Below are 22,871 nucleotides of genomic sequence, written 5' to 3'. Positions count from 1 at the left end.
TTCCTAGGGTCGCGGCATGGTCCCCGTCCCGCCCGAGACCCGCGCCCAGGTCGCCCGGCAGCGGCTCGCCGAGCTCGCCGCGACGTTCGACGCCACCCTGCCCGACCCGCAGGACCAGACGGGCGCCGGCCGGCGCCGCAAGCCCGAGCCCGCGCGCCGGCGCCTGCGTCCGGTGCACGTGCGCTTCGCGGGCGTCACCGCCGGGCTGGCGGCCGTCCTCACGGTGTGGTGGCTGCTCGCCGGCCGCCCGCAGGAGACGGCGGTACCGCCGGCGTCGACCGTCGAGGTCGCGGGCACGGAGGCGTCGGCCCCCGCCACGGGTGAGCTGGTCGTCGACGTGGCCGGCAAGGTGCGTCGGCCCGGCATCGTCACGTTGCCGCCCGGCTCACGCGTCCATGAGGCGATCGCGGCGGCCGGTGGGGTGAAGGGCAGGGTGGACACGACGGCGCTCAACCTGGCGCGCGTCCTGAACGACGGCGAGCAGGTGGTGGTCGGGTCGGCACCTCCGCCTGCGGCCGCCGCTCCGGGCGCGTCCTCGGGATCGGCCGCCGCGCCCGGGGCCCCGGCGGGGCAGGTGAACCTCAACACCGCCGACCTGGTGGCCCTCGACACGCTGCCGGGGGTCGGACCGGTCACGGCCGAGGCGATCGTGGCGTGGCGCGACGAGAACGGACCGTTCCGCTCGGTCGAGGACCTGCTGGACGTCAAGGGGATCGGCGAGGCCACGCTGGCCGAGTTGCGTGACCGCGTCACGGTCTGACCTGCGGGTCGTCCCGGCCGCCGTGGCGGTGTGGGGGACGGCCGCAGCCGTATCCCACCTCCGGCCCTGGTGGGCGTTCGTCGTGGTCGCCGCGGCGGCCCTGGTCGGGGCGTGCGGTTGGCGTCGTCCCGCCCTCGCCTTCCCCGCTGCGTGCCTCGTCCTGGTGGCGGCCTGTTGCGGATGGCGCGCCGCCGCCGTGGAGGCGTCTCCCGTCACCCGGTTGGCCGAGCGGGGCGCCGTCGTCCGCGCCGAGGTCGTCGTGCGCGAGGACGGCCGCGCCTACGACGGCCGGGCCGGACCGGGCGTCGTCGTGCCCGTGACCGTGCGGATCGTCGAGTCGGGGGAGCGGACTTGGCGGGTCCGCGTGCGGGCGACGGCCTTCGTCGACGGGTCGGCCGATGCCTTCGTCACGGGCATCCGGCTGGCCGTCCGGGCCGATCTGGAGCCGGCGGACGGCACCGACGAGGCTGCCGTCCTGCGCCTCCTGGACTGGCGGGTCATCGGCGGCGGGCCGTGGTGGTGGCGGTCGTCCGAGGTGGTCCGCGACGGGATCCGCGGGGGCGTCGATCATCGTGACGACCAGCCCGCCGCGCTCGTGCCGGCGCTCGTGGCCGGGGACGACGCACGCCTCTCGGAGCAGACGAAGCAGGAGTTCACCCGGACCGGTCTGACCCATCTGCTCGCGGTGTCGGGCGCCAACCTGACGATCGTGCTGGGCGTCGTCCTGTTGGGGCTGCGTGCAGCGGGGGCCTCACGGCGGGTGCTGCTGCTGGCCGGGGCGCTCACGGTGGTCGCGTTCGTCCTCGTGGCGCGTCCCGAGCCGAGCGTGCAGCGCGCCGCGGTGATGGGCTCGGTCGCGCTGGCGGGTCTGCTGGTCGGCCGGACCGGCGCGGGCCTGAGGGCGCTGGCGTGGGCGGTCATCGTCCTGCTCGTGCTGGACCCGTGGCTGGCCGCCCGGCCCGGCTTCGTCCTGTCCGTCTGCGCGACGGCGGGCATCATCGTCCTGGCGCCGCCGCTGGCCCGGCGCCTGGCCTGGCTGCCGGAGCCCGCCGCGCAGGCCGTCGCGGTCCCGGTCGCGGCGCACCTGGCGTGCCTGCCGGTCGTGGCCTCGCTCAGCGGCGAGGTCTCGCTGGTGGCGGTGTTCGCCAACGTCGTGGTGGCCCCGGCCGTGGCGCCCGCGACCGTCGCCGGTCTGGCCGCCGGTCTGATCGACCTCGTGGTGCCGGCGGTCGCCGTGGTTCCCGGAACCGTCGCCTGGGCGTCGGCGTGGGGCATCGTCGAGGTCGCCCGGGTCGGGGCCGCCGCCCCCGGCGCCGCGATCACCTGGCCTTGGCCGGCCTGGACGCTCGTGCCGGTCGCGGCCGTGACCGGCGTGGTCCTGTGGCACCTGGCGCGGCGACCCGCCCTCGCCGTGGGGGTGACGTTGGGCCTGCTGGTGGCCGTGTTGCGTCCTCCCACGCCGGGTTGGCCGCCGGAGGACGTCGTGGTGGTCGCGTGCGACGTGGGTCAGGGCGACGCCTTCGTCGTGCCGACGGCACCGGGCGAGGCCATCGTGATCGACGTCGGCGAGGAGCCGGCGCCCATCGACCGCTGCCTGACCGAGCTCGGCATCGACCGGATCGCGCTGCTGATATTCACCCACGGCGACGCCGACCACGTCGACGGCTGGCGCGGCGCCGTGCGAGGCCGGCGGGTCGACGTCCTCGCCGACGGACCCTCGGGCGGGCCCGCGGTCCCGGCCGGCCGTCGCGTGCGGCTGGTGTCGGGGGGACACGTCACCGTGGGCGCGGTCGGGCTGGAGGTGCTGTGGCCCCGCCGCGACGCCGACCGGGTCCCGGCCGAGGCCCGCAACGACGCCAGCGTCGTCGTCCGTGCCACGGTGCGGGGACACCGGGTGCTGTTCACCGGCGATCTGGGGGAGGAGGCCCAGCGTGGCCTCGCGCGGCTGCATCCCGACCTGGCGGCCGACGTCCTCAAGGTGGCCCACCACGGCAGTGCCGACCACTGGCCCGAGCTGGTCGAGCGCGTCGGGCCGTCCGTGGCCCTGATCGGGGTGGGGGCCGACAACCCGCACGGACACCCCGCTCCGGCGGCCCTGTCGACGCTGTCCGACGCGGGCGTCGCCGTGTGGCGCACGGACCGGTCCGGCACCGTCGCGGTGGTCGAACGCGACGGGGCGCTCGCCGTGTCGGCGCGGTGACCTATTCTCGGGACGTGGCGAACCCGTTCGGCAAGGTCTGGCTGATCACCGGCAACTCCGAGTTCCTCTCCGACCGAGCCCGGCGCCAGGCGGTCGAGCAGATCCGCGCCGCCGCGCCCGAGGCCGAGGTCGCCCACGCGGTGGCGTCGTCGCTCGCGCCGGGCGAGTTCACCGCGCTCACCAGCGCCTCGCTGTTCAGCACGGCCGCGGCCGTCGTGCTCACCGACCTGCAGGACCTGGGCGAAGCCGTGGCCGCCGAGCTGCTGCAGTACGCCGCGGCCCCGTCGGACGACACCGCCGTCATCCTGATCCACGGTGGGGGAGCCAAGGGCAAGGGCCTGCTCGACAAGCTGCGCAAGCTGCCTGCCGTCTCCGAGGTCTCCCAGCAGGCGCCGAAGTACGAGCGCGACCTGGTGGCGTGGGTGCGTCAGGAGTCGCGAGCACTCGGTCGGTCGATCGACGAGGAGGGCGCCTCGGTGCTCGTCGCGGCGGTGGGCTCCGACCTGCGGTCGCTGGCCGCGGCGGTCGACCAGCTCGTCACCACCCTGGCCGAGGGCGAGAGCCTCGACGCCACGGTCGTCCGGCGCTACTTCGGCGGCCGGGCCGAGGTGCGCGGCTACGAGATCGCCGACGCCGCCCTCGACGGCCGGCTCGACCTCGCCCTGGAGCGGGCCCGGTGGGCCGAGGCCGCCCGGGTGGCGCCCTTGCTGATCACCGCCGCCCTCGCCTCGGGCCTGCGTCAGCTGGCGCGTGTGGTCACGGCCGACCCCGGCCTGCGCGACGCCGACCTCGCCCGCGAGATCGGTGCCCCGCCGTTCAAGATCCGGGCCCTGCGCCAGAGCGCGCGCGGCTGGAACGAGACCTCACTGCGCCACGCGCTCGACGCGGTGGCCCGGGCCGACCTGCAGGTCAAGGGCGGCTCGGCCGAGCCCGGTCACGCGGTCGAGCAGATGATCATCGACGTCGCCGTCGCCCGCTCGCGCAGCTGAGCGACCCGCGTCCGGGCACGTGAAAAGACCCCGCACCCATCGGGTGCGGGGCCTTGTCAGCGGCTCAGAGAGCGGCGGCCTTCTTGGCGATCGCGGACTTGCGGTTCGCGGCCTGGTTCTTGTGGATGACGCCCTTGGACGCGGCCTTGTCGAGCTTCTTGGCGGTGTCGGCGGCGAGGTTCTTGGCCTCGTCGGCGTTGCCGGCCTCGACGGCCTCCTGGAAGCGGCGAACCGAGGTCTTCAGTGCCGAGCGCACGGACTTGTTGCGCTCGCGAGCGGCCTCGCTCTGCCGGTTGCGCTTGATCTGCGACTTGATGTTCGCCACGGCAAACCTGTTCTTTCGTCGTTCCGGTGATGAGAAGTCTTGGTCGTATCCGAGCCCCTCGTACGGTGGGCTGGACACGCAAGGAGCAACTCTACCAGCGCATGGCCGTGCGCCTCAAATCGCAGGGCCCGGATAGGGTTCTGCTCGTGGAAACCTTGTACACCGTCATCGTCGGCCTGCACATCCTCTCGTGGCTCGGAGCGCTCGCGCTCATCGATCCGCGCGCCGGCGTGATCCGCAAGGGAGCCGCCCACGCCGTCGCCACCGCGCTGGTCACCGGCATCATCCTGGTCGGCCTGGGCGAGTCCGTCGCGTCGCTCGACAAGGACTACAACCACATGAAGATCGGCATCAAGCTGCTGGTCGCGGTCGTGGCGACGGTCTACGCCTTCGTGCAGACCAACAAGCCCACGCCGAACAAGGCCGCCGGCATCCTGTTCGGCCTCGTCGGCCTGAACATCCTGCTCGCCATCCTCTGGTGACCTCTTGACGATGACCGCACCCGTGCTCACGGGTGCGAGAATGGACGCATCATGACGCGCCCCACTCCCGCCCCGAGCCCCGGTGCCACGCCGCCCGAGCTGCTGCGGAACTTCTGCATCATCGCGCACATCGACCACGGCAAGTCGACGCTCGCCGACCGGATGCTGCAACTGACCGGTGTCGTCGACGAGCGCGCCGCCCGTGCGCAGTACCTCGACCGCATGGACATCGAGCGCGAGCGCGGCATCACGATCAAGAGCCAGGCCGTGCGGATGCCGTTCACCAAGTCCGACGGCGACGACGACGGCACGACCTACGTGCTCAACATGATCGACACCCCCGGGCACGTCGACTTCACGTACGAGGTCAGCCGCTCGCTCGAGGCGTGCGAGGGCGCGATCCTGCTGGTCGACGCGGCCCAGGGCATCGAGGCCCAGACGCTGGCGAACCTGTACCTGGCGATGGACGCGGACCTGCACATCATCCCCGTGCTGAACAAGATCGACCTGCCCGGCGCCCAGCCCGAGAAGTACGCCGCGGAGATCGCCGGCATCATCGGCGGCGAGCCCGACGACGTGCTGCGGGTCTCGGCCAAGACGGGCCAGGGTGTCGAGGCGCTGCTGAACCTCATCGTCGACGAGGTGCCCCCGCCGCAGGGCAACCCCGATGCGCCGCCGCGCGCCCTGATCTTCGACTCGGTCTACGACACGTACCGCGGCGTCGTCACCTACGTCCGGGTGTTCGACGGCAAGCTCAGCCACCGCGACAAGATCAAGATGATGTCCACGGGCGCCGTGCACGAGATGCTCGAGGTCGGCGTCATCAGCCCCGAGCCGGTCAAGGCCGATCATCTCGGCGTCGGCGAGGTCGGCTACCTGATCACGGGCGTGAAGGAAGTGCGCCAGAGCCGCGTCGGCGACACCGTCACCTCGGCCACCAAGCCCGCCGAGGAGGCGCTCGGCGGCTACCAGCACCCGAACCCGATGGTCTTCTCCGGCCTGTACCCGATCGACGGCGACGACTTCTCGACGCTTCGCGACGCACTGGAGAAGCTGCAGCTCAACGACGCCGCCCTGGTCTACGAGCCGGAGTCCTCCGGCGCGCTGGGCTTCGGCTTCCGCATCGGCTTCCTGGGGCTGCTGCACCTGGAGATCGTGCGCGAGCGGCTCGAGCGCGAGTTCAACCTCGACCTCATCTCGACGGCGCCGAACGTCGTGTACCGCATCGAGATGGAGGACGGCAGCGAGCGCGTCGTCACCAACCCCAGCGAGTACCCGAACGACGGCAAGATCGCCAAGGTCTACGAGCCCGTCGTGTCCGCCACGATTCTGGCGCCGACCGACTACATCGGCACGATCATGGAGCTGTGCCAGTCGCGCCGCGGCAAGCTCGGCGGGATGGACTACCTGTCCGAGGACCGCGTCGAGATCCGCTACACGCTGCCCATGGGCGAGATCATGTTCGACTTCTTCGACGCGCTGAAGTCGCGCACGAAGGGCTACGCCTCGCTCAACTACGAGCTCTCGGGCGAGCAGGCCGCCGACCTGGTCAAGGTCGACGTGCTGCTGCAGGGCGAGGTCGTCGACGCGTTCAGCGCGATCGTCCACCGCGACAACGCCTACTCCTACGGCGTCTCGCTGGCGGGCAAGCTCAAGGAGCTCATCCCGCGCCAGCAGTTCGAGGTGCCGATCCAGGCCGCGATCGGCGCGCGCGTCATCGCCCGCGAGAACATCCGTGCGATCCGCAAGGACGTGCTCGCCAAGTGCTACGGCGGCGACATCAGCCGCAAGCGCAAGCTGCTGGAGAAGCAGAAGGAGGGCAAGAAGCGCATGAAGATGGTCGGACGCGTCGAGGTCCCCCAGGAGGCGTTCATCGCCGCCCTCTCCACCGGCGAGACCAAGCAGGCCTGACCGGCCCCGGCCCCACCCCCACTTTTGGAAGCGGATCCACGTTATTTCGGGCGGACATGGTGGATCCGGTTCCAAAAGTGGTCCCGTGGGCGCCGGCGTTCGCTAGCCCTTCGGGTTGCGGCTGAGCTCCTCGAGTGCCCACGGGACGAAGCGCGGCGGCGGACCGCTGTGCCCGCGTGAGACCAAGGCTCGCCAGACCCGACCGATCAGGCCGGCCGGGTGGTCGAGGTCGCTGGAGACGACCACGATCACGAGCCATCCCTCGGCCTCGAGTCCCTCGCGGCGAGCGATGTCCTTGCGCCGCTGTGCGGCACTCCGCTCGTGGTACCAGCCGTCGTACTCGAGCACGATGCGGTGCCGCGGAAGCACGAGGTCGCCGCAGCCGAGGTGCGTTCCGCGCGGATCGAAGATGTCGAGATTGACCTCGAACTCCGGCAGGCCCGCGATCGCGAGAAGCAAGCGCAGATCGGTCTCCCGGAAGGAGCGCACGCGCTCGCGCAGCAGGTCGAGGTTGGCACGAGACCGTCGCACACCGTGAAGGTGCCGCGTCCACGCGTAGTGCGCGAAGCCCTCGGCGGTCATCTGGTCGGCGGCGATCAGGGCATCTGCATACCGCACGATGTCGCGGTGGCTGAGCATGATGGCCGCATCCACGAGGCAGCGATGTGCCGGCAGGACGGGGACGCCGTCGATGCCCACGGGACGCAACGGCGCCTGGCGGCGGTGCAGCGTGACTGAGCGCAGGCCGCGGCGGTGCGGCGTGTTCGTCGACCAGTGCCGCAGACTCGTATCGATGTCGAGGCCGTGGAGTTGCAGCCCCGTCACGTGACTCACCGCGGCATCCCGGGGCAGGACCAGGAGGTCGGCCCGGAGCAGGAAGCGCAGGTCGCGGGACTCCTCAGCCACCGCCCACACGCCGCGACCCGGGTGGATCGCCTCGAAGCGGCGCCCTTCGAGCATCCGTCGGGTCACGCCGAGTGCGGCGGCCTCGCCGGTCGTGAACGGCCGCCCACGCAAGGACTCGGGAATCGGCCGCACGAACCGAGCCTCGACCGCCGAAGTTCACCGGACCAGTCCCCGCCCCGAGGCTGGGGACAGCAGCACGGTCCCGCCCGCGGGTGGGGACGAACGCGCCAGCGTGCCCACTTTTGGACGTCATTTCACCTTTTCCCGGACGGAATACGTGGATCGGCTTCCAAAAGTGGGCACGGGGCCGGCGGAAGGCGGGCGCGCGCGGTGGGCGAGCGTTCACGCACGCTTCACCTGGATCTTGTTCCACGGTTCGCCCGGTCCGATTGCCTCGGACCATGACTCACATCGGGGGACGAGCAGCCCGCAGCCTGCTCGCACTGACCACGACCGGCGCGCTCCTGGCCGGTACCGCCGCCGCGGCCCACGCCACACCGGAGCCGCGACCGACGCAGCGGGCGACCACCGTTCCCACGCTGGTCGCCCGCGCGACGCTGTCGGCCGACCACCTGGCTCCCGGCCCGCCGTCGGGTGCCAAGGCCACGGCGGCCAACGGCCGCACCGGACCGTTCGGTGGCCAGGTCGTCCCGGGTTTCTCGGCGATGATCGAGAACCGCGACGGCACGTTCTGGGCGCTGCCGGACAACGGCTTCGGGTCGAAGGCGAACTCGGCGGACTTCCTGCTGCGGATCTACCGGATCACGCCGCAGTGGGAGACCGCCCGGGGCGGGCCCGGCCGGATCCGGCTCGACCGGTTCGTGTCCCTGCGTGACCCGCACCGCCGGGCGGGCTTCCCGATCGTCAACGAGGACACGAGGGAGCGCCTGCTGACGGGAGCTGACTTCGACGTGGAGTCGATCGTCCGGGCGAAGGACGGCACGTTCTGGATCGGGGAGGAGTTCGGTCCGTTCCTGCTGCACGTCGACGCGACCGGCGTGCTGCTCGAGGCTCCGGTGCCGCTGCCGGGCGTGCAGTCCCCGTCGCACCCGACGCCCGCCGGCGCCGCGAACCTGCCGAACAGCAAGGGGTTCGAGGCGATGGCCGCCAGCGCCGACGGCCGCTACCTGTACCCGATCCTCGAAGGGGCCCGGACCGACGACGCGCAGCCCAGGCGGCGGTGGATCCACGAGTTCGACACCCGCGCGAAGCGTTACACCCCGCGTCGGTGGGCCTACGAGTCCGACACGGACGCCTCCCTGGTCGCGGACGCCTTCACGGTCGGCCGTCACGAGCTGCTGGTCGCGGAGCGTGACGACTTCGAGGGGGAGCAGGCGGTCGTGAAGCGGGTGTACCGGGTCGACCTGGACCGCCGCGACCGCGACGGCTTCGTCCAGAAGGAGCTCGTGCTCGACGCGCTCAAGATCGCCAACCCCGCGCGGATCGGCGCGGGTGACGGGTACGGCACGGGCGATCCGTTCTCGCTACCCGTGCAGTCCTTCGAGACGATCGTGCAGCTGCGCGACGGGCGGCTGTTGATCGGGAACGACAACAACTTCCCCGGGAACGACGCCCGCGTCCCCGGCGAGCCCGACGACACCGAGATCGCGGTGGTCGAGCTGAGGCGCCAGCGGGTGTCCGCGAACGGTGCGCTGGTGGTCGCCCACCGCAGGGCCTCCGGGCACCGGCCGGAGCACACGCTGGCCTCCTACGCCGAGGCGATCCGCGAGTGCGCCGACCACATCGAGCCGGACCTGGTCTCGACGAAGGACGGCGTCCTGGTGGCGCGGCACGAGAACGAGATCGGCGGCACCACGGACGTCGCCGCGCGGGCCGAGTTCGCCGGCCGGCGCACGACCCGGACGATCGACGGGAGGGCGATCACCGGCTGGTTCACCGAGGACTTCACCCTGCCCGAGTTGCGGACGCTGCGCGCGAAGGAGCGCATCCCGGCCCTGCGCCCCGCCAACACGGCCTTCGACGGGCTGTACCCGGTGCCGACCTTGGACGAGGTGCTCGACCTCGCCCGTCGCTCGCGCACCTGCGACGGCCGGCCGGTGGGGGTCTACCCCGAGACGAAGCACCCGACGTACTTCGACTCGATCGGCCTCTCGCTCGAGGAGCCGCTGGTCGAGGGGCTGCGCCGCGCCGGGCTGGACCGGCCCGGCGCCCGGGTCGTGCTGCAGAGCTTCGAGACGCAGAACCTGCGCGAGCTCGACCGGCGGAGCCGGGCCCGCATCGTCCAGCTCGTCGACTGCGCGGGCGCGCCGTACGACCTCGTGGCCGCCGGGGACCCGCGCACCTATGCCGACCTCGTCAGCCGGAAGGGCCTGCGGGCGATCAGCCGGTACGCCGACGGTGTCGGGCTGTGCAAGGACCGCATGATCCCGCGCACCGCAGACGGTCGGCTGGGCCGACCGACGCGGGCGATCATCGATGCGCACGCGGCGGGGCTGACGGTGCACGGGTGGACGTTCCGCCGGGAGAACCAGTTCCTGCCCGTGGAGTTCCGCCGTGGCGCCGATCCGGCCGGGATCGGTGATCTGGCGGGGGAGATCCGAGCCTTCCGCGCGGTGGGGATGGACGGGTTCTTCGCCGACAACCCGGGGGCGGGGGCCGCGGCCGTCGCGCGCTGATTGCTACAGCGCAAGGCGAAAGGCTCAAGTCCTCGTCTGGACGGCTCATGGGCGCTAGGGTGACCTGAATCACACTTCGCCCCACGTCCCCGGGAGAACTTCATGGCAGTGTCCACCGCCGACCAGCTCACGATCGTCGAGAACCGCGCCCGGAACGTGGGTGAGCTCTTCTTCGGCAGGGTCGAGGCGTCCGGGCCGCGCGAGGCGTTCCGCTACCCCGACGCCGACGAGAACTGGATCTCGATGACGTGGAGTGAGACCGGTGACAAGGTCTCCAAGATCGCCGCCGGGCTCGTGGACCTGGGCATCGAGCCCGAGCAGCGCGTCGCGATCGCCTCGGGCACGCGGATCGAGTGGATCCTCTCGGACCTCGCGGTGAACGCGGCCGGCGCGGCGACGACCACCGTGTACCCGACCTCGAGCACCGACGACGTGGCCTACATCCTGTCCGACAGCGACAGCCGCGTCGTCTTCGCCGAGGACGACGAGCAGGTGGCCAAGCTGCGCGAGAAGCGCTCCGAGCTGCCCAGCGTCTCGCGCGTCGTCGTCTACGACGGCGAGGCCGACGGCGACTGGGTGATCACCCTCGACGACCTCATCGAGCGCGGCGAGAAGTACCTGCTCGACCACCCCGACGTCGTGCGCGAGCGCATCGCCGGCACCGAGCCGGAGTCGCTCGCCACCTTGATCTATACGTCGGGCACGACCGGGCGCCCCAAGGGCGTGCGCCTGGTCCACGACTGCTGGACGTTCGAGGGCGCCGCCGTCGCCGCCCCGGGATCGCTGTCCGAGTCCGACCTGGAGTACCGCTGGCTGCCGATGGCGCACTCGTTCGGCAAGGTGCTGCTGACCGCTCAGCTCACGATCGGCTACCCGTGTGCGGTCGACGGGCGCGTGCCCAAGATCGTCGACAACCTCGCGGTCGTCCGCCCCACGTTCATGGGCGCAGCCCCGCGCATCTTCGAGAAGGCCTACGGCCGCGTCGTCGGCATGATGGTCGAGGAGGGCGGCGCGAAGCTCAAGCTGTTCCGCTGGGCCGAGAAGGTCGGCCTGCAGGTCTCGCGCCTCCAGCGCGCCGGCAAGCCGATCCCGGTGGGGCTGAAGATCCAGCACCGCATCGCCGACAAGCTCGTCTTCAGCAAGATCCGCGACCGCTTCGGCGGGCGCGTGCGCTTCTTCATCTCCGGCGCCGCGGCGCTGTCGACCGAGATCGCCGAGTGGTTCCACGCCGCCGGCGTGCTGGTCATGGAGGGCTACGGCCTGACCGAGACGTCGGCCGGCGCGTTCGTCAACGATCCCGACGACTTCAAGATCGGCACGGTCGGCCGGGCGTTCCCGGGCACCGAGGCCAAGATCGCCGCCGACGGCGAGGTCATGATCAAGGGCCCCAACGTCATGCGCGGCTATCACAACCTCGAGGGTGAGTCGGCCTCGGCGCTGACCGAGGACGGCTGGCTCGCGACGGGCGACATCGGCGAGTTCGACGCCGACGGCTTCCTGCGCATCACCGACCGCAAGAAGGACCTGTTCAAGACCTCCGGCGGCAAGTACGTGGCCCCTTCGCACGTCGAGGGCACGTTCAAGGCCGTGTGCCCGCTGGCCAGCCAGATGGTCGTCCACGGCAACGACCGCAACTTCTGCTCGGCCCTGATCACGCTCGACCCGGACGCGGCCGAGGCCTGGGCCGAGAGCCACGGCATGGCCGGTGCGTCCTACGCCGAGATCGCCGCGTCGGACCGGATGCAGGCCGAGATGGCCGGGTACGTCGACGAGCTCAACTCGCGGCTCAACCGCTGGGAGACGATCAAGAAGTGGGCCCTGCTCGACCACGACCTGTCGATCGAGTCCGGTGAGATCACCCCGAGCATGAAGGTCAAGCGCCGCGTCGTCGAGGAGCGCAACGCCGACCTGCTCAACAGCTTCTACGTCGAGGCCTGATTCGGGGCCGCGTACTCTGGGAGCGTGGCGTTCGGCATCTATCTGCACGTGCCGTTCTGCTCCGTGCGGTGCGGCTACTGCGACTTCAACACGTACACCGCCGACGAGCTCGGCGGACCCGACGTGATCGGCGCGTCCAGGGCCACCTACATCGAGGCGGCCCTGGCGGAGCTGTCGCTCGTCCCCGAGCGCACGGTCGACACCGTGTTCGTCGGGGGCGGCACACCGTCGCAGGTTCCGGCCGGCGACCTCGTGCGGTTCCTGCGCGCGGTCGACCACCGGCTGGGCCTGGCGCCCGGTGCCGAGGTGACGACCGAGGCGAACCCCGACAGCGTCTCGCCGCAGTCGCTGGCCGAGCTGCGCGAGGGCGGGTTCACCCGGATCTCGTTCGGCATGCAGTCGGCGGTGCCCCACGTCCTGTCGGTGCTCGAGCGCACCCACGATCCCGAGCGGGTCCCGCAGGCCGTCGCCTGGGCGCGCGAGGCCGGATTCGAGCAGGTCAGTCTCGACCTCATCTACGGCACGCCGACCGAGTCGATGGACGACTGGCGGCACTCCGTGGAGTCCGCGCTGGCCATGGAACCGAACCACATCAGCGCCTACGCCCTGATCGTCGAGCAAGGCACGGCCTTCGCCCGCAAGGTCCGCCGCGGCGAGGTCGTCATGCCCGACGACGACGAGACCGCGGACAAGTACCTCCTGGCCGACGACCTCATGGCGGCCGCCGGACTGCACTGGTACGAGCTGTCCAACTGGGCCCGGGACGAGGCCGCGCGGTGCCGTCACAACATCGGCTACTGGAACGGCGGCGAGTGGTGGGGCGTCGGTCCCGGAGCGCACTCCTTCGTCGGCGGTGAGCGCTGGTGGAACGTCAAGCACCCGGCGGCCTACGCCCAGCGGCTGACCGCGGGGGAGTCGCCGCGCGCCGACGGCGAGCGCCCGGATGCCGAAGCGCGGCACCTCGAGGACGTCATGCTGCGGATCCGTCTCGCCGAGGGCATCGAGACCGCGTTGCTGGGCGGCGCCGATCGGCTGGTCGACGCCGGCTGGCTGACGCCGGTCGGCGACCGCATGGTGCTCACCCGCACCGGGCGCCTCATGGCGGACCGGGTCGTCCTGGAGGCGGTCGAGGCGCTCGGCTGAGCGCGGACCGGCCCTGATTCGGCTACGTTCAACTCCATGGGCGAGGCGGGCACGACGACGCATCACTCCACCGTCACCAAGGTCGGCCGCCCGGTCCTGACCGCGATGGTGATCGGCTCCATGGTCGGCGGCGGGGTCTTCTCACTGCCGGGCGGCTTCGCGACGACCACCGGCGTGGCCGGCGCGCTCATCGCGTGGACGCTGGCCGGCACGGGCATGCTCATGCTCGCGTTGTGCTTCCAGAACCTGGCCCTGCGCCGACCCGAGCTCGACGCCGGCGTCTTCGTCTACGCCAAGGCCGGCTTCGGCGACTACGTCGGCTTCAACTCCGCGATCGGCTACTGGGCCAGCGGCGTGGCCGGCAACGCCTTCTACTGGGTGTTCATCACCGCGACGATCGGTGCGTTCCTGCCGGGGTTCGGCAGCGGCGGCACGCTGCTGGCGGTCGCCGTCTCGACGGTCGGGGTGTGGGTGTTCCACTTCCTCATCGCCCGCGGCGTGCGGGACGCGGCGGTCGTCAACCGGATCGTCACGATCTGCAAGCTGGTGCCGATCCTGGTGTTCGTGGTCGTGCTGGCCACGCAGTTCGATCCGGAGGTGTTCCGCGCCAACTTCCTCGCCCGGGACGAGCTCGGCTCGCTGACCGACCAGGTCAAGAACACGATGATCATCACGACGTTCGTGTTCATCGGGGTCGAGGGCGCCAGCGTCTACTCGCGCCACGCCCAGCGCCGTGAGGACGTGGGCACCGCCACCGTGCTGGGCTTCCTGAGCGTCCTGGCGCTGTTCGCCCTGGTGACGATGGTCTCCTACGGGGCGTTCGACCGGTCCCGGATCGCCCAGACGCGAGAGCCGTCGATGGTCGGCCTGTTCGAGGGCGTCGTCGGGCCGTGGGGCGAGTGGTTCGTCAGCGCCGGCGTCGTGGTGTCCGTGCTCGGCGCCTACCTGGCGTGGACGCTGATGGCGGCCGAGGTCATGCACGCTCCCGCCCGGGCGGAGGACATGCCAGCCGCGCTGGGGCGCGAGAACGACCACGGCACGCCGGTCGGCGCGCTGCTGGCGACCACCGTGGGCGCCCAGGTGCTGCTGGGCCTCACGCTGCTGATCAGCGACTCGCTGGACTTCATGCTGGCGCTGAGCACGTGCATGGTGCTGGTGCCGTACCTGCTGGCCGCCGCCTACGCGCTCAAGCTCGCCGTCACGGGCGAGACCTACGAGCACGACGCACGCCACCGGCGACGGCACGCCGTCATCGCCGTGCTGGCCGTGGCCTACGCGATCTTCCTCTTCGTGGCGGCCGGGCCGCCCTTCCTGCTCCTGTCGTGCTTGGTCTACGCGCCGGCAGCACTGCTGTACGTCCGGGCGCGCACCGAACGTGGCCGACGGATCTTCACCCGGGCCGAGCTCGTGCTCTTCCTGATCATCTGCGTCGGCGCGATCGCCGGCGTCTACACGCTCGTGACCGGCGGGATCGACGTGTGACCCGCCACCACCGGAAGGACCTCCGATGACCCAGCCGTCCGACGCCTACGGCGTCCACTCCGAGGTGGGCCGGCTCCGCAAGGTCCTGGTCTGCGAGCCGGGGCTGGCCCACGAGCGGCTCACGCCGTCCAACTGCAAGGACCTGCTGTTCGACGACGTGCTGTGGGTCGAGCACGCCCAGCGCGACCACGCCGACTTCGTGGCGATGATGCGAGCGCGCGACATCGAGGTGGTCGAGCTGCACGACGTGCTCGCCCAGACGATGGCCGACCCCGCCGCGCGCACCTGGCTGCTGGACCGCAAGATCGTCCCGAACGAGGTCGGCATCGGGCTCGTGGAGGAGACCCGGGCGTACCTCGACGGCCTCGCGGCGGCCGACCTCAGCCGCTACCTCATCGGCGGCCTGTCGACCCGCGAGCTGCCCAGCGACCTCTCTGCGGGGTACCGCGCCCTCGTCCGCCAGGCGCACGGCGGCCACGAGTACCTGATGCCCCCGCTGCCCAACACCCTCTACACCCGCGACACGACCTGCTGGGTCCACGGCGGGGTGACGCTGAACCCGCTCTACTGGGCGGCGCGCAAGGACGAGACGCTCCTGATGAAGGCGATCTACGAGTTCCACCCGGAGTTCGTGGGGTCGACCGTGTGGTGGGGCGACCCGGAGATCAACTGGGGCACCGCCACCGTGGAGGGCGGCGACGTGATGGTGCCCGGCGGGGGCGTCGTGCTGATCGGGATGAGCGAGCGCTCCTCGCGGCAGGGCATCACGCAGCTGGCCAAGGCTCTGTTCGAGCAGGGCGCGGCGGAGCGGGTCATCGTGGCGGGGATGCCGAAGCTGCGGGCGGCGATGCACCTCGACACGGTCTTCACGTTCGCCGACCGTGACGTCGTGACGGTCTATCCCGAGATCGTGAACACGATCCATGCCTTCACGATCGTGCCCTCGGACGTCGCACCCGGCATCGAGGTGATCGATCACGACGACACCCCGTTCCTCGAGGTGGTGGCGAAGGCCCTGGGGGTGGGGAAGTTCCAGGTCGTCGAGACCGGCGGCAGCGAGTACGACATCCAGCGCCAGCAGTGGGACAGCGGGAACAACCTCGTCGCCCTCGAGCCGGGCGTCGTGGTGGCCTACGACCGCAACACCCACACCAACTCGCTGTTGCGCCAGGCCGGGCTCGAGGTCATCGAGATCGTCGGCGCCGAGTTGGGGCGCGGCCGCGGCGGCGGCCACTGCATGACCGGTCCGCTGATCCGCGACGCGGTGGACTGAGTCCTACGCCGGCTGGGTGACGAAGTCGATGAGCTCCTCGACCCGGCCGAGGAAGGCGGGCTCGAGGTCGGTCCAGGAGTCGACGCGTCCGAGGATCGCCTTCCAGGCCCGGGCGATGTCGGCCTGTTCGGCGTGGGGCCAGCCGAGGTGGGCGCAGACGCCCTTCTTCCACTCGACGTGGCGCGGGATCGTGGGCCACGCCTCCATCCCGAGGCGCTGCGGCTTCACCGACTGCCACACGTCGACGTAGGGGTGGCCGACCACCAGCAGGTGCGGCACGTGCTTGACCTCGTCGGCGAGACGCTGCTCCTTCGAGCCGGGCACGAGGTGGTCGACCAGGACGCCGAGGCGCCGCTTCGCGGTGGGCTGGAAGTCGCGCACGATCGCGGCCAGGTCGTCGATCCCGCCGAGGTACTCGACCGCGACGCCCTCGGCGCGCAGGTCGTCGCCCCACACCTTCTCGACGAGCTCGGCGTCGTGGCGACCCTCGACGAAGATGCGGCTGGGCAGTGCCACCTTGGCGCGGGTGTCGGCGGCCAGGCGCGATCCCGAGGCGGTGCGGGTGGGCGCGGTGGCGGCCTTCGGGGTCGGCGCGACCAGGACGACGGGCTTGCCCTCCATCAGGAAGCCGGGCCCCAGCGGGAAGACCTTGCGGCGCAGCCGGCGGTCCTCCAGCTCGACGGTGCCCAGGTCGCGCTCGACGCGCGTGATCTCGCCGACGAAGCCGCTGGAGGCCTCCTCGACGACGAGACCGAGGTCGGCGGCCAGCTCGGTCGAGCGGCCCCGCTTGGGCTTGCGCCAGTCGCCGGACAGGACGTCGGAGCCGTACCGGTCAGCCATGCCCGAACCACACGCCGAGCAGTCGCTGGTGGAACGCCTCGATGTCGTCCTTGGACCCGCTGTCGAGGGTGTCGTCGACGATCAGGCCGATCGCCAGGTCGACGGCGGCGGGCCAGGAGTCCGGAACGGTGTCGGGGACCTCGTCGGTGACCAGGGCGCCGAGGGCGACGTCGGGGGAGTGGCCCGGACGCGTCACGACCATCACCAGCTCGCCACCGGCGGGACCGTGGCCCAGGTGGGAGACCTCGACGAACGTCTCGCCCACGGACGTGGCCCACACCGAGGCCATCGTCCCGCCACGGGACTCGTGCTCGACGGTGGTGCCGTCGGGCGCCGTGACGGCATAGGGGGTGTAGATCAGGACCTCATCGGCGTCGACGACCTCGATCGAACCGTCGTCGCGCACGGACACCTCACTCACCCCGACAGATTGCCATGTCGGCGAGGGGTTCGTGCAGGCGCACCGCCGTGTGACTCGCCGGTAGACTGGCACTGACCCGGGTCGAGTGCCAGCAGCGTGGAGGTGACAGCGTGATCGAGGACCGCCGTCTCAACGTCCTGCGTGCGATCGTCGAGGACTACGTCGCGACGCAGGAGCCGGTCGGATCGAAGGCCCTGGTCGAGCGCCACCGCCTCGGCGTCTCGTCCGCCACGATCCGCAACGACATGGCCGCCCTGGAGGACGAGGGGTACCTCACCGCTCCGCACACCAGCGCCGGCCGCATCCCGACCGACAAGGGCTACCGGATGTTCGTCGACCGCCTGGCCGAGGTGAAGGCACTCTCCGTCGCCGAGCGCCGCGCCATCGAGACCTTCCTGTCCGGCGCCATCGACGTGGACGACATCGTCATGCGTAGCGTCAAGATCCTGGCCCAGCTGACCAACCAGGTCGCGATCGTGCAGTACCCGTCGCTGACCCGCTCGACCGTGCGCCACGTCGAGCTCGTGGCCCTCGAGGGCTCGCGCGTCCTCATCGTCGTCATCACCAGCAGCGGTCGCGTCGAGCAGCGCATCGTCGAGCTGGCCCAGACCCCGGGCGACCAGCTGCTCGCCGACCTGAAGTCGCGCATCGTGCGCGCTACCTTGGGCGAGCGACTGCCGCAGGCCTCCCTGCACCTGGCCGACCTCATCGACACGTTCGACGTCGACGACCGCCCGGTCGTGTCCTCGATCGTCACGACCCTGGCCAACACGTTCTCCAACGAGCGGTCCGACGAGCGGGTCGCCGTCGGCGGCACCGCGAACCTGGCCCGGTTCGGCGCCGACTTCGACACCGCCATCCGGCCCGTGCTGGAGGCGATGGAGGAGCAGGTCGTCCTGTTGCGTCTGCTCGGCGAGGCCACGACCGGTCCCCACGTGCGCATCGGTCGCGAGACCGGCCGCGACGACCTGTCCGGGACGGCCGTCGTCGCCAGCACGTACGGCCCCGATGGCGAGTCCTACGCCCAGTTGGGCACGATGGGACCGACCCGCATGGACTATCCCGCCACGATGGCCGCCGTCGGCGCCGTCGCCCGTTACGTCGGCCGCATCCTCGCCGACGGCTGAGCGCCCACCTCGCGACTGACTGCGAAAGAGAAGAGATCTTGGACTACTACGAACTGCTCGGCGTCTCCCGCGAGGCCACCCCCGAGGAGCTGAAGAAGGCGTACCGCCGGCTGGCGCGCCAGCTGCACCCGGACGTCAACGACGCTCCCGATGCGTCCGAGCGCTTCAAGGAGGTCACGACGGCCTACGAGGTGCTGTCGGACCCGCAGAAGCGGTCCGTCTACGACCGCGGCGGCGACCCGCTGTCCGGCGGCGGGATGGGCGGCGGCTTCGGCCAGGGCTTCAGCTTCGACGACATCATGGACGCGTTCTTCGGGCAGACGTCGTCGCGTGGTCCGCGGTCCCGGGTCCAGCGCGGTCAGGACGCGCTGTTGCGCCTCTCGGTCAGCCTCGCCGAGGCGGCGTTCGGCGTCACGCGTGAGATCAAGGTCGACACGGCCGTCACGTGCGAGGTCTGCGACGGCTCCGGTGCGAACGAGGGCTCCGAGCCGGTCGCGTGCGGGACGTGCCACGGACACGGCAGCGTCCACCACGTGCAGCGCTCGCTGCTCGGCGACATCCGCACCTCGCGTCCGTGCCCCACGTGCCACGGCTACGGCACCGTCATCCCCGACCCGTGCCGCGAGTGCGGCGGCGAAGGTCGCGTGCGGTCGCGTCGGAGCCTGCAGGTCACCGTGCCGGCCGGCGTCGACGACGGGAACCGGATCCAGCTGGCCGGCGAGGGCGAGGTCGGCGCCGGTGGCGGACCGGCCGGCGACCTCTACATCGAGATCAAGGTCGCGCACCACCCCGTCTTCACCCGCCAGGGCGACGCGCTGGTCTGCCAGGTCACCGTTCCGATGACCGCTGCGGCGCTGGGCACGCGGATCGACCTGCCGACGCTCGACGCCGAGCGTGAGGACCTCCCCGACCTCGAGAAGTCCGTCGCGATCGACGTGCCCGCGGGCACCCAGTCCGGCGAGACGATCGTCACCCGTGGCTTCGGGGTCCCGCGGCTGCGCGGCTCGGGTCGCGGCGACCTCACGGTCCAGGTCGTGGTCGAGACGCCGCGCGACCTCGACGCCGCGCAGCGTGAGCTCCTCGAGCAGCTCGCCACCGCGCGCCAGGAGGAGCACGTCGACCCGGTCGTCAGCCACAGCTCCCGCGGCGTCTTCAGTCGCCTGCGCGACGCCTTCAAGTGACCTCCCCGCCCCGAGATTTGCTCCCAAACTGACCTTTCAGAGCTCCTGAAAGGTCAGTTGCGGAGCAAATCTCGGGAGGTCGCTAGAGTCGGCGCATGGCTGCTGACTGCATCTTCTGCAAGATCGTCGCGGGCGAGATCCCGGCCGACGTCGTCGCCGAGAGCGAGCACACGCTGGCGTTCCGCGACATCAACCCCAAGGCGCCCGTGCACGTGCTGGTCGTGCCGAAGGTCCACCAGCGCGACGCCGCCGCGCTCGCGCAGGCCGAGCCGGCGATCGCCGCCGAGCTGTTGGCCCAGACGCGGGCCATCGCGGCGCAGGAGGGGTACGAGGACTACAACCTGGTCTTCAACACCGGTGCGAACGCCGGCCAGACCGTCTTCCACGCCCACGCCCACGTGCTGGCCGGGGTCGACGTCTCCAAGCTCTTCCTGGCCTGAGCCGACGTGGCTGCGTCGACTGCGTCCGAACCGTAGACTGGAGGGGTATGACACAAGACATCTCCGAGGCCCGGCACACGGTCACGATCCCCGCCTCCGTCCCCCTGGTCTCCCTGTTCGGTCCGGCCGACGAGTTCCTGCGTCTGATGGAGTCCGCCTTCGAGGCGAAGATCCATGCCCGTGGCAACGAGGTCACCCTCATCGGCGAGCCCGCCGAGATGGCGCTCGTCGAGCGTCTCCTCGACGAGCTCGTGACGATCCTGCGCACGGGTCAGGCGCTCAACGCCGAGACCGTCGAGCGCAGCATCACCATGCTGCGCACCGAGACGCAGGAGCGCCCGGCCGACGTGCTGAGCCACAACATCCTGTCGAGCCGGGGCCGCACGATCCGTCCCAAGACGCTCAACCAGAAGAAGTACGTCGACGCGATCGACGAGCACACCATCGTGTTCGGCATCGGGCCCGCCGGCACCGGCAAGACCTACCTCGCGATGGCCAAGGCCGTGCAGGCGCTGCAGGCCAAGGAGGTCACCCGCATCATCTTGACCCGGCCCGCGGTCGAGGCCGGCGAGCGGCTGGGCTACCTGCCCGGCACGCTCAGCGAGAAGATCGACCCGTACCTGCGTCCGCTCTACGACGCGCTGCACGACATGCTCGATCCCGAGACGATCCCCAAGCTGCTGACGTCGGGCGTCATCGAGGTCGCGCCGCTGGCGTACATGCGCGGCCGCACGCTCAACGACGCGTTCATCATCCTCGACGAGGCGCAGAACACCACCGCCGAGCAGATGAAGATGTTCCTGACCCGTCTGGGCTTCGGCTCCAAGATGGTCGTCACCGGCGACGTCACGCAGGTCGATCTGCCCGGTGGCGCCACGAGCGGCCTGCGCATCGTGCAGCAGATCCTCGGCGACGTGCGCGACGTGCACTTCAGCCGGTTGACGAGCAACGACGTGGTCCGCCACAAGCTGGTCGGCCGCATCGTGGCCGCCTACGACGACTACGAGGCGAAGGGCCGGCCCGCCGCCGAGTCCGCCGGGGGAGCACATGACCGTCGACGTTCTCAATGAGTCCGGCGTCGAGGTCGACGTCGCCGACCTGACGTCGCTGTGCCGGTTCGTCATGCGCCGCATGCGCCTGCACCCGCAGACCGAGATGACCCTGCGCCTGGTCGACACCGACACCATCGCCGTGCTCAACGAGCAGTGGATGGGCAAGCAGGGGCCCACCGACGTCCTGTCGTTCCCGATGGACGAGCTGACCCCCGGCGACGGTGACGGTGACCGCGGCGAGGCGGGCTACCTGGGCGACATCGCCCTGTGCCCGCAGATCGCCGAGCAGCAGGCGCCGGCCGCGGGTCACGAGCGCGACGACGAGATGGCCCTGTTGACCGTCCACGGCATGCTGCACCTGCTCGGGTACGACCATGCCGAGCCGCAGGAGCATGCCGAGATGTTCGGCATCCAGGGCCGGCTGCTGCTGGAGTGGGCCGACCCGGCCCTGCGGGAACCGTGAGCCGATGACCGGCACCGGCGCCCTGTTGCTGGCTGTCGTCCTCGTCTTCCTCGCCGGTCTGCTGGTGGCGGTCGAGGCCGCGATCTCGACCTTCTCGCGCGCCCGCGCCGACGAGCTCACCGAGGAGGGCGTCAGCGGCGCCAAGCGACTCGCGCGCATCCTCGAAGACCCCGCGCCCTACCTGAACTCGGTCCTGCTGCTGCGCATCGTCTCCGAGACGGCCGGCGTGGTCCTGGTGGCCGCGGTCGTGGCCGACCGGGTCGCGGGCTACTGGCACAACGTCCTGATCGCCGGCGGCATCATGTCCGTCGTCTCGTTCGTCGCGATCGGCGTCGGGCCGCGCACCCTGGGCCGCCAGCACTCCGAGAAGATCGCCGTCGCCTCGGCCGGGCCCGTCATCTGGCTGACGGTCCTGCTGGGACCGGTGCCCCGGCTGCTGATCCACCTCGGCAACGCGCTGACCCCCGGCCGTGGCTTCGCCGAGGGCCCGTTCGCCTCCGAGGTCGAGGTCCGCGAGCTGGTCGACCTGGCCGCCGCCTCATCGGTCATCGAGTCCGGTGAGTCCAAGATGATCCAGTCGGTCTTCGAGCTGGGCGACACGATCGTGCGCGAGGTGATGGTCCCGCGCACCGACCTGGTCTACATCGAGAGCCACAAGACCTTGCGCCAGGCGATGTCCCTGGGGTTGCGCAGCGGCTTCTCGCGCATCCCGGTCACGGGCGAGAACCTCGACGACGTCATCGGCATGGCGTACCTCAAGGACATCACCAAGCGCGTCTTCGACAACCACGCCGCCGAGACGACCGAGAAGGTCGACTCGATCTGCCGGCCCGTGGTCTTCGTGCCCGACACGAAGCCCGCCGACGACCTGCTGCGCGAGATGCAGGCCCAGCGCACGCACGTGGCCATCGTCATCGACGAGTTCGGCGGCACGGCCGGACTGGTCACGATCGAGGACATCCTCGAGGAGATCGTCGGTGAGATCACCGACGAGTACGACGACGAGCCGGACGAGCGCGAGCAGCTGGCCGACGGCGCGTGGCGGGTCAGCGCGCGCTTCGACGTGGACGATCTCGAGGAGCTCTTCGGCATCCCGGTGCGCGACGAGGACGTCGACTCGGTGGGCGGCCTCATGGCCAAGCACCTGGGCACGGTGCCCATCCCCGGAGCGGTCGTCGAGGTCGACGGACTGCGTCTGGAGGCACAGGCGCCGGTGGGTCGACGCAACCGGATCGGCCGTGTGGTCGTGTCCCGCGTCGAGCCGCTCGACGTGACCGCCGACGCCTGAGCGTGAGTCCCGGG

At 71.2% G+C, this 22,871-nt stretch carries 20 protein-coding genes; 16 read left to right on the top strand and 4 right to left on the bottom strand.

Going from position 1 to position 22,871, the window contains the following annotated elements; translation table 11 throughout:
- Positions 1–16: 16 nt before the first annotated feature.
- The 3 genes from GL325_RS04950 to holA are packed head-to-tail and all read left to right on the top strand — an operon-like array spanning position 17 to position 3,949.
- Positions 17–760 carry a ComEA family DNA-binding protein gene (locus GL325_RS04950; protein ID WP_187768779.1) on the top strand — a complete coding sequence of 248 codons (744 nt, stop codon included), beginning with the start codon at positions 17–19 and terminating at the stop codon, positions 758–760.
- Complete coding sequence (locus GL325_RS04945; RefSeq protein ID WP_187768778.1) at positions 741–2,960, top strand: ComEC/Rec2 family competence protein; 2,220 nt, start codon at positions 741–743, stop codon at positions 2,958–2,960. The genes GL325_RS04950 and GL325_RS04945 overlap by 20 nt, the downstream gene beginning before the upstream one ends.
- Before the next feature lie 14 nt (positions 2,961–2,974).
- Positions 2,975–3,949, top strand: coding sequence for a DNA polymerase III subunit delta (holA, locus tag GL325_RS04940; RefSeq protein WP_154595444.1), 975 nt, complete (start codon positions 2,975–2,977; stop codon positions 3,947–3,949).
- A gap of 64 nt (positions 3,950–4,013) precedes the next feature.
- Here the strand turns inward: holA and rpsT are convergent, their stop codons facing one another.
- Entirely contained in the window at positions 4,014–4,274 is a 261-nt protein-coding gene (gene rpsT, locus GL325_RS04935) for a 30S ribosomal protein S20 (RefSeq protein ID WP_187411807.1), read from the bottom strand.
- A 146-nt stretch (positions 4,275–4,420) separates the two neighbouring features.
- Here rpsT and GL325_RS04930 point away from each other — a divergent pair, with 146 nt between their 5' ends.
- Together GL325_RS04930 and lepA are read left to right on the top strand one after the other, a co-directional pair.
- The gene (locus GL325_RS04930; protein ID WP_154595443.1) at positions 4,421–4,756 is read left to right on the top strand and encodes a hypothetical protein; all 336 of its coding nucleotides are present in this window, start codon (positions 4,421–4,423) and stop codon (positions 4,754–4,756) included.
- A 51-nt stretch (positions 4,757–4,807) separates the two neighbouring features.
- Positions 4,808–6,667, top strand: a complete 1,860-nt coding sequence (gene lepA, locus GL325_RS04925) for a translation elongation factor 4 (protein WP_154595442.1) — start codon at positions 4,808–4,810, stop codon at positions 6,665–6,667.
- A 102-nt stretch (positions 6,668–6,769) separates the two neighbouring features.
- On the opposite strand, the gene GL325_RS04920 is transcribed toward lepA, so the two are convergent.
- A complete protein-coding gene (locus GL325_RS04920; RefSeq protein WP_187768777.1) occupies positions 6,770–7,705 on the bottom strand; it encodes a hypothetical protein in 936 nt (311 codons plus the stop codon).
- 269 nt (positions 7,706–7,974) lie between these two features.
- Between GL325_RS04920 and GL325_RS15905 the strand changes: the two genes are divergently transcribed.
- From GL325_RS15905 to GL325_RS04890, 5 genes are all read left to right on the top strand, one after another.
- Positions 7,975–10,209 (top strand): esterase-like activity of phytase family protein, encoded by a 2,235-nt coding sequence (locus GL325_RS15905; protein WP_187768776.1) that lies wholly within the window; start codon positions 7,975–7,977, stop codon positions 10,207–10,209.
- A gap of 102 nt (positions 10,210–10,311) precedes the next feature.
- Positions 10,312–12,147, top strand: a complete 1,836-nt coding sequence (locus tag GL325_RS04905) for a long-chain fatty acid--CoA ligase (RefSeq protein WP_187768775.1) — start codon at positions 10,312–10,314, stop codon at positions 12,145–12,147.
- 24 nt (positions 12,148–12,171) lie between these two features.
- Entirely contained in the window at positions 12,172–13,290 is a 1,119-nt protein-coding gene (hemW, locus tag GL325_RS04900) for a radical SAM family heme chaperone HemW (RefSeq protein ID WP_187768774.1), read from the top strand.
- A 36-nt stretch (positions 13,291–13,326) separates the two neighbouring features.
- Positions 13,327–14,772 (top strand): basic amino acid/polyamine antiporter, encoded by a 1,446-nt coding sequence (locus tag GL325_RS04895; protein WP_187768773.1) that lies wholly within the window; start codon positions 13,327–13,329, stop codon positions 14,770–14,772.
- 25 nt (positions 14,773–14,797) lie between these two features.
- Entirely contained in the window at positions 14,798–16,045 is a 1,248-nt protein-coding gene (locus GL325_RS04890; RefSeq protein WP_187768772.1) for an arginine deiminase, read from the top strand.
- Between the two features lie 3 nt (positions 16,046–16,048).
- On the opposite strand, the gene GL325_RS04885 is transcribed toward GL325_RS04890, so the two are convergent.
- Both GL325_RS04885 and GL325_RS04880 read right to left on the bottom strand, forming a co-directional pair.
- Positions 16,049–16,885, bottom strand: a complete 837-nt coding sequence (locus GL325_RS04885; RefSeq protein WP_154595436.1) for a DUF3097 domain-containing protein — start codon at positions 16,883–16,885, stop codon at positions 16,049–16,051.
- Positions 16,878–17,306 carry a hypothetical protein gene (locus GL325_RS04880; RefSeq protein WP_154595435.1) on the bottom strand — a complete coding sequence of 143 codons (429 nt, stop codon included), beginning with the start codon at positions 17,304–17,306 and terminating at the stop codon, positions 16,878–16,880. Before GL325_RS04880 ends, GL325_RS04885 begins: the two co-directional genes overlap by 8 nt.
- A gap of 110 nt (positions 17,307–17,416) precedes the next feature.
- On the opposite strand from GL325_RS04880, the gene hrcA reads away from it, so the two are divergent.
- The 6 genes from hrcA (at position 17,417) to GL325_RS04850 (ending at position 22,857) form a co-directional block, all read left to right on the top strand.
- On the top strand, positions 17,417–18,433 hold the full coding sequence (gene hrcA / locus GL325_RS04875) for a heat-inducible transcriptional repressor HrcA (protein WP_187768771.1): 1,017 nt from the start codon (positions 17,417–17,419) through the stop codon (positions 18,431–18,433).
- Positions 18,434–18,471: 38 nt separating this feature from the next.
- Positions 18,472–19,614: a molecular chaperone DnaJ gene (gene dnaJ / locus GL325_RS04870; protein ID WP_187768770.1), complete on the top strand. Its 1,143-nt coding sequence runs from the start codon at positions 18,472–18,474 to the stop codon at positions 19,612–19,614.
- 95 nt (positions 19,615–19,709) lie between these two features.
- Positions 19,710–20,054, top strand: a complete 345-nt coding sequence (locus GL325_RS04865; RefSeq protein WP_187768769.1) for an HIT domain-containing protein — start codon at positions 19,710–19,712, stop codon at positions 20,052–20,054.
- Between the two features lie 47 nt (positions 20,055–20,101).
- Positions 20,102–21,124 carry a PhoH family protein gene (locus GL325_RS04860; RefSeq protein WP_187768768.1) on the top strand — a complete coding sequence of 341 codons (1,023 nt, stop codon included), beginning with the start codon at positions 20,102–20,104 and terminating at the stop codon, positions 21,122–21,124.
- Positions 21,102–21,569 carry an rRNA maturation RNase YbeY gene (gene ybeY, locus GL325_RS04855; protein ID WP_154595430.1) on the top strand — a complete coding sequence of 156 codons (468 nt, stop codon included), beginning with the start codon at positions 21,102–21,104 and terminating at the stop codon, positions 21,567–21,569. Before GL325_RS04860 ends, ybeY begins: the two co-directional genes overlap by 23 nt.
- Positions 21,570–21,573: 4 nt before the next feature.
- The gene (locus tag GL325_RS04850; RefSeq protein ID WP_154595429.1) at positions 21,574–22,857 is read left to right on the top strand and encodes a hemolysin family protein; all 1,284 of its coding nucleotides are present in this window, start codon (positions 21,574–21,576) and stop codon (positions 22,855–22,857) included.
- The last annotated feature ends 14 nt before the right edge of the window (positions 22,858–22,871 follow it).

This window comes from Aeromicrobium sp. 636, assembly GCF_024433585.1.
GTDB lineage: Bacteria > Actinomycetota > Actinomycetes > Propionibacteriales > Nocardioidaceae > Aeromicrobium > Aeromicrobium senzhongii.
This window is presented reverse-complemented; position numbering and strand designations above follow the sequence as displayed.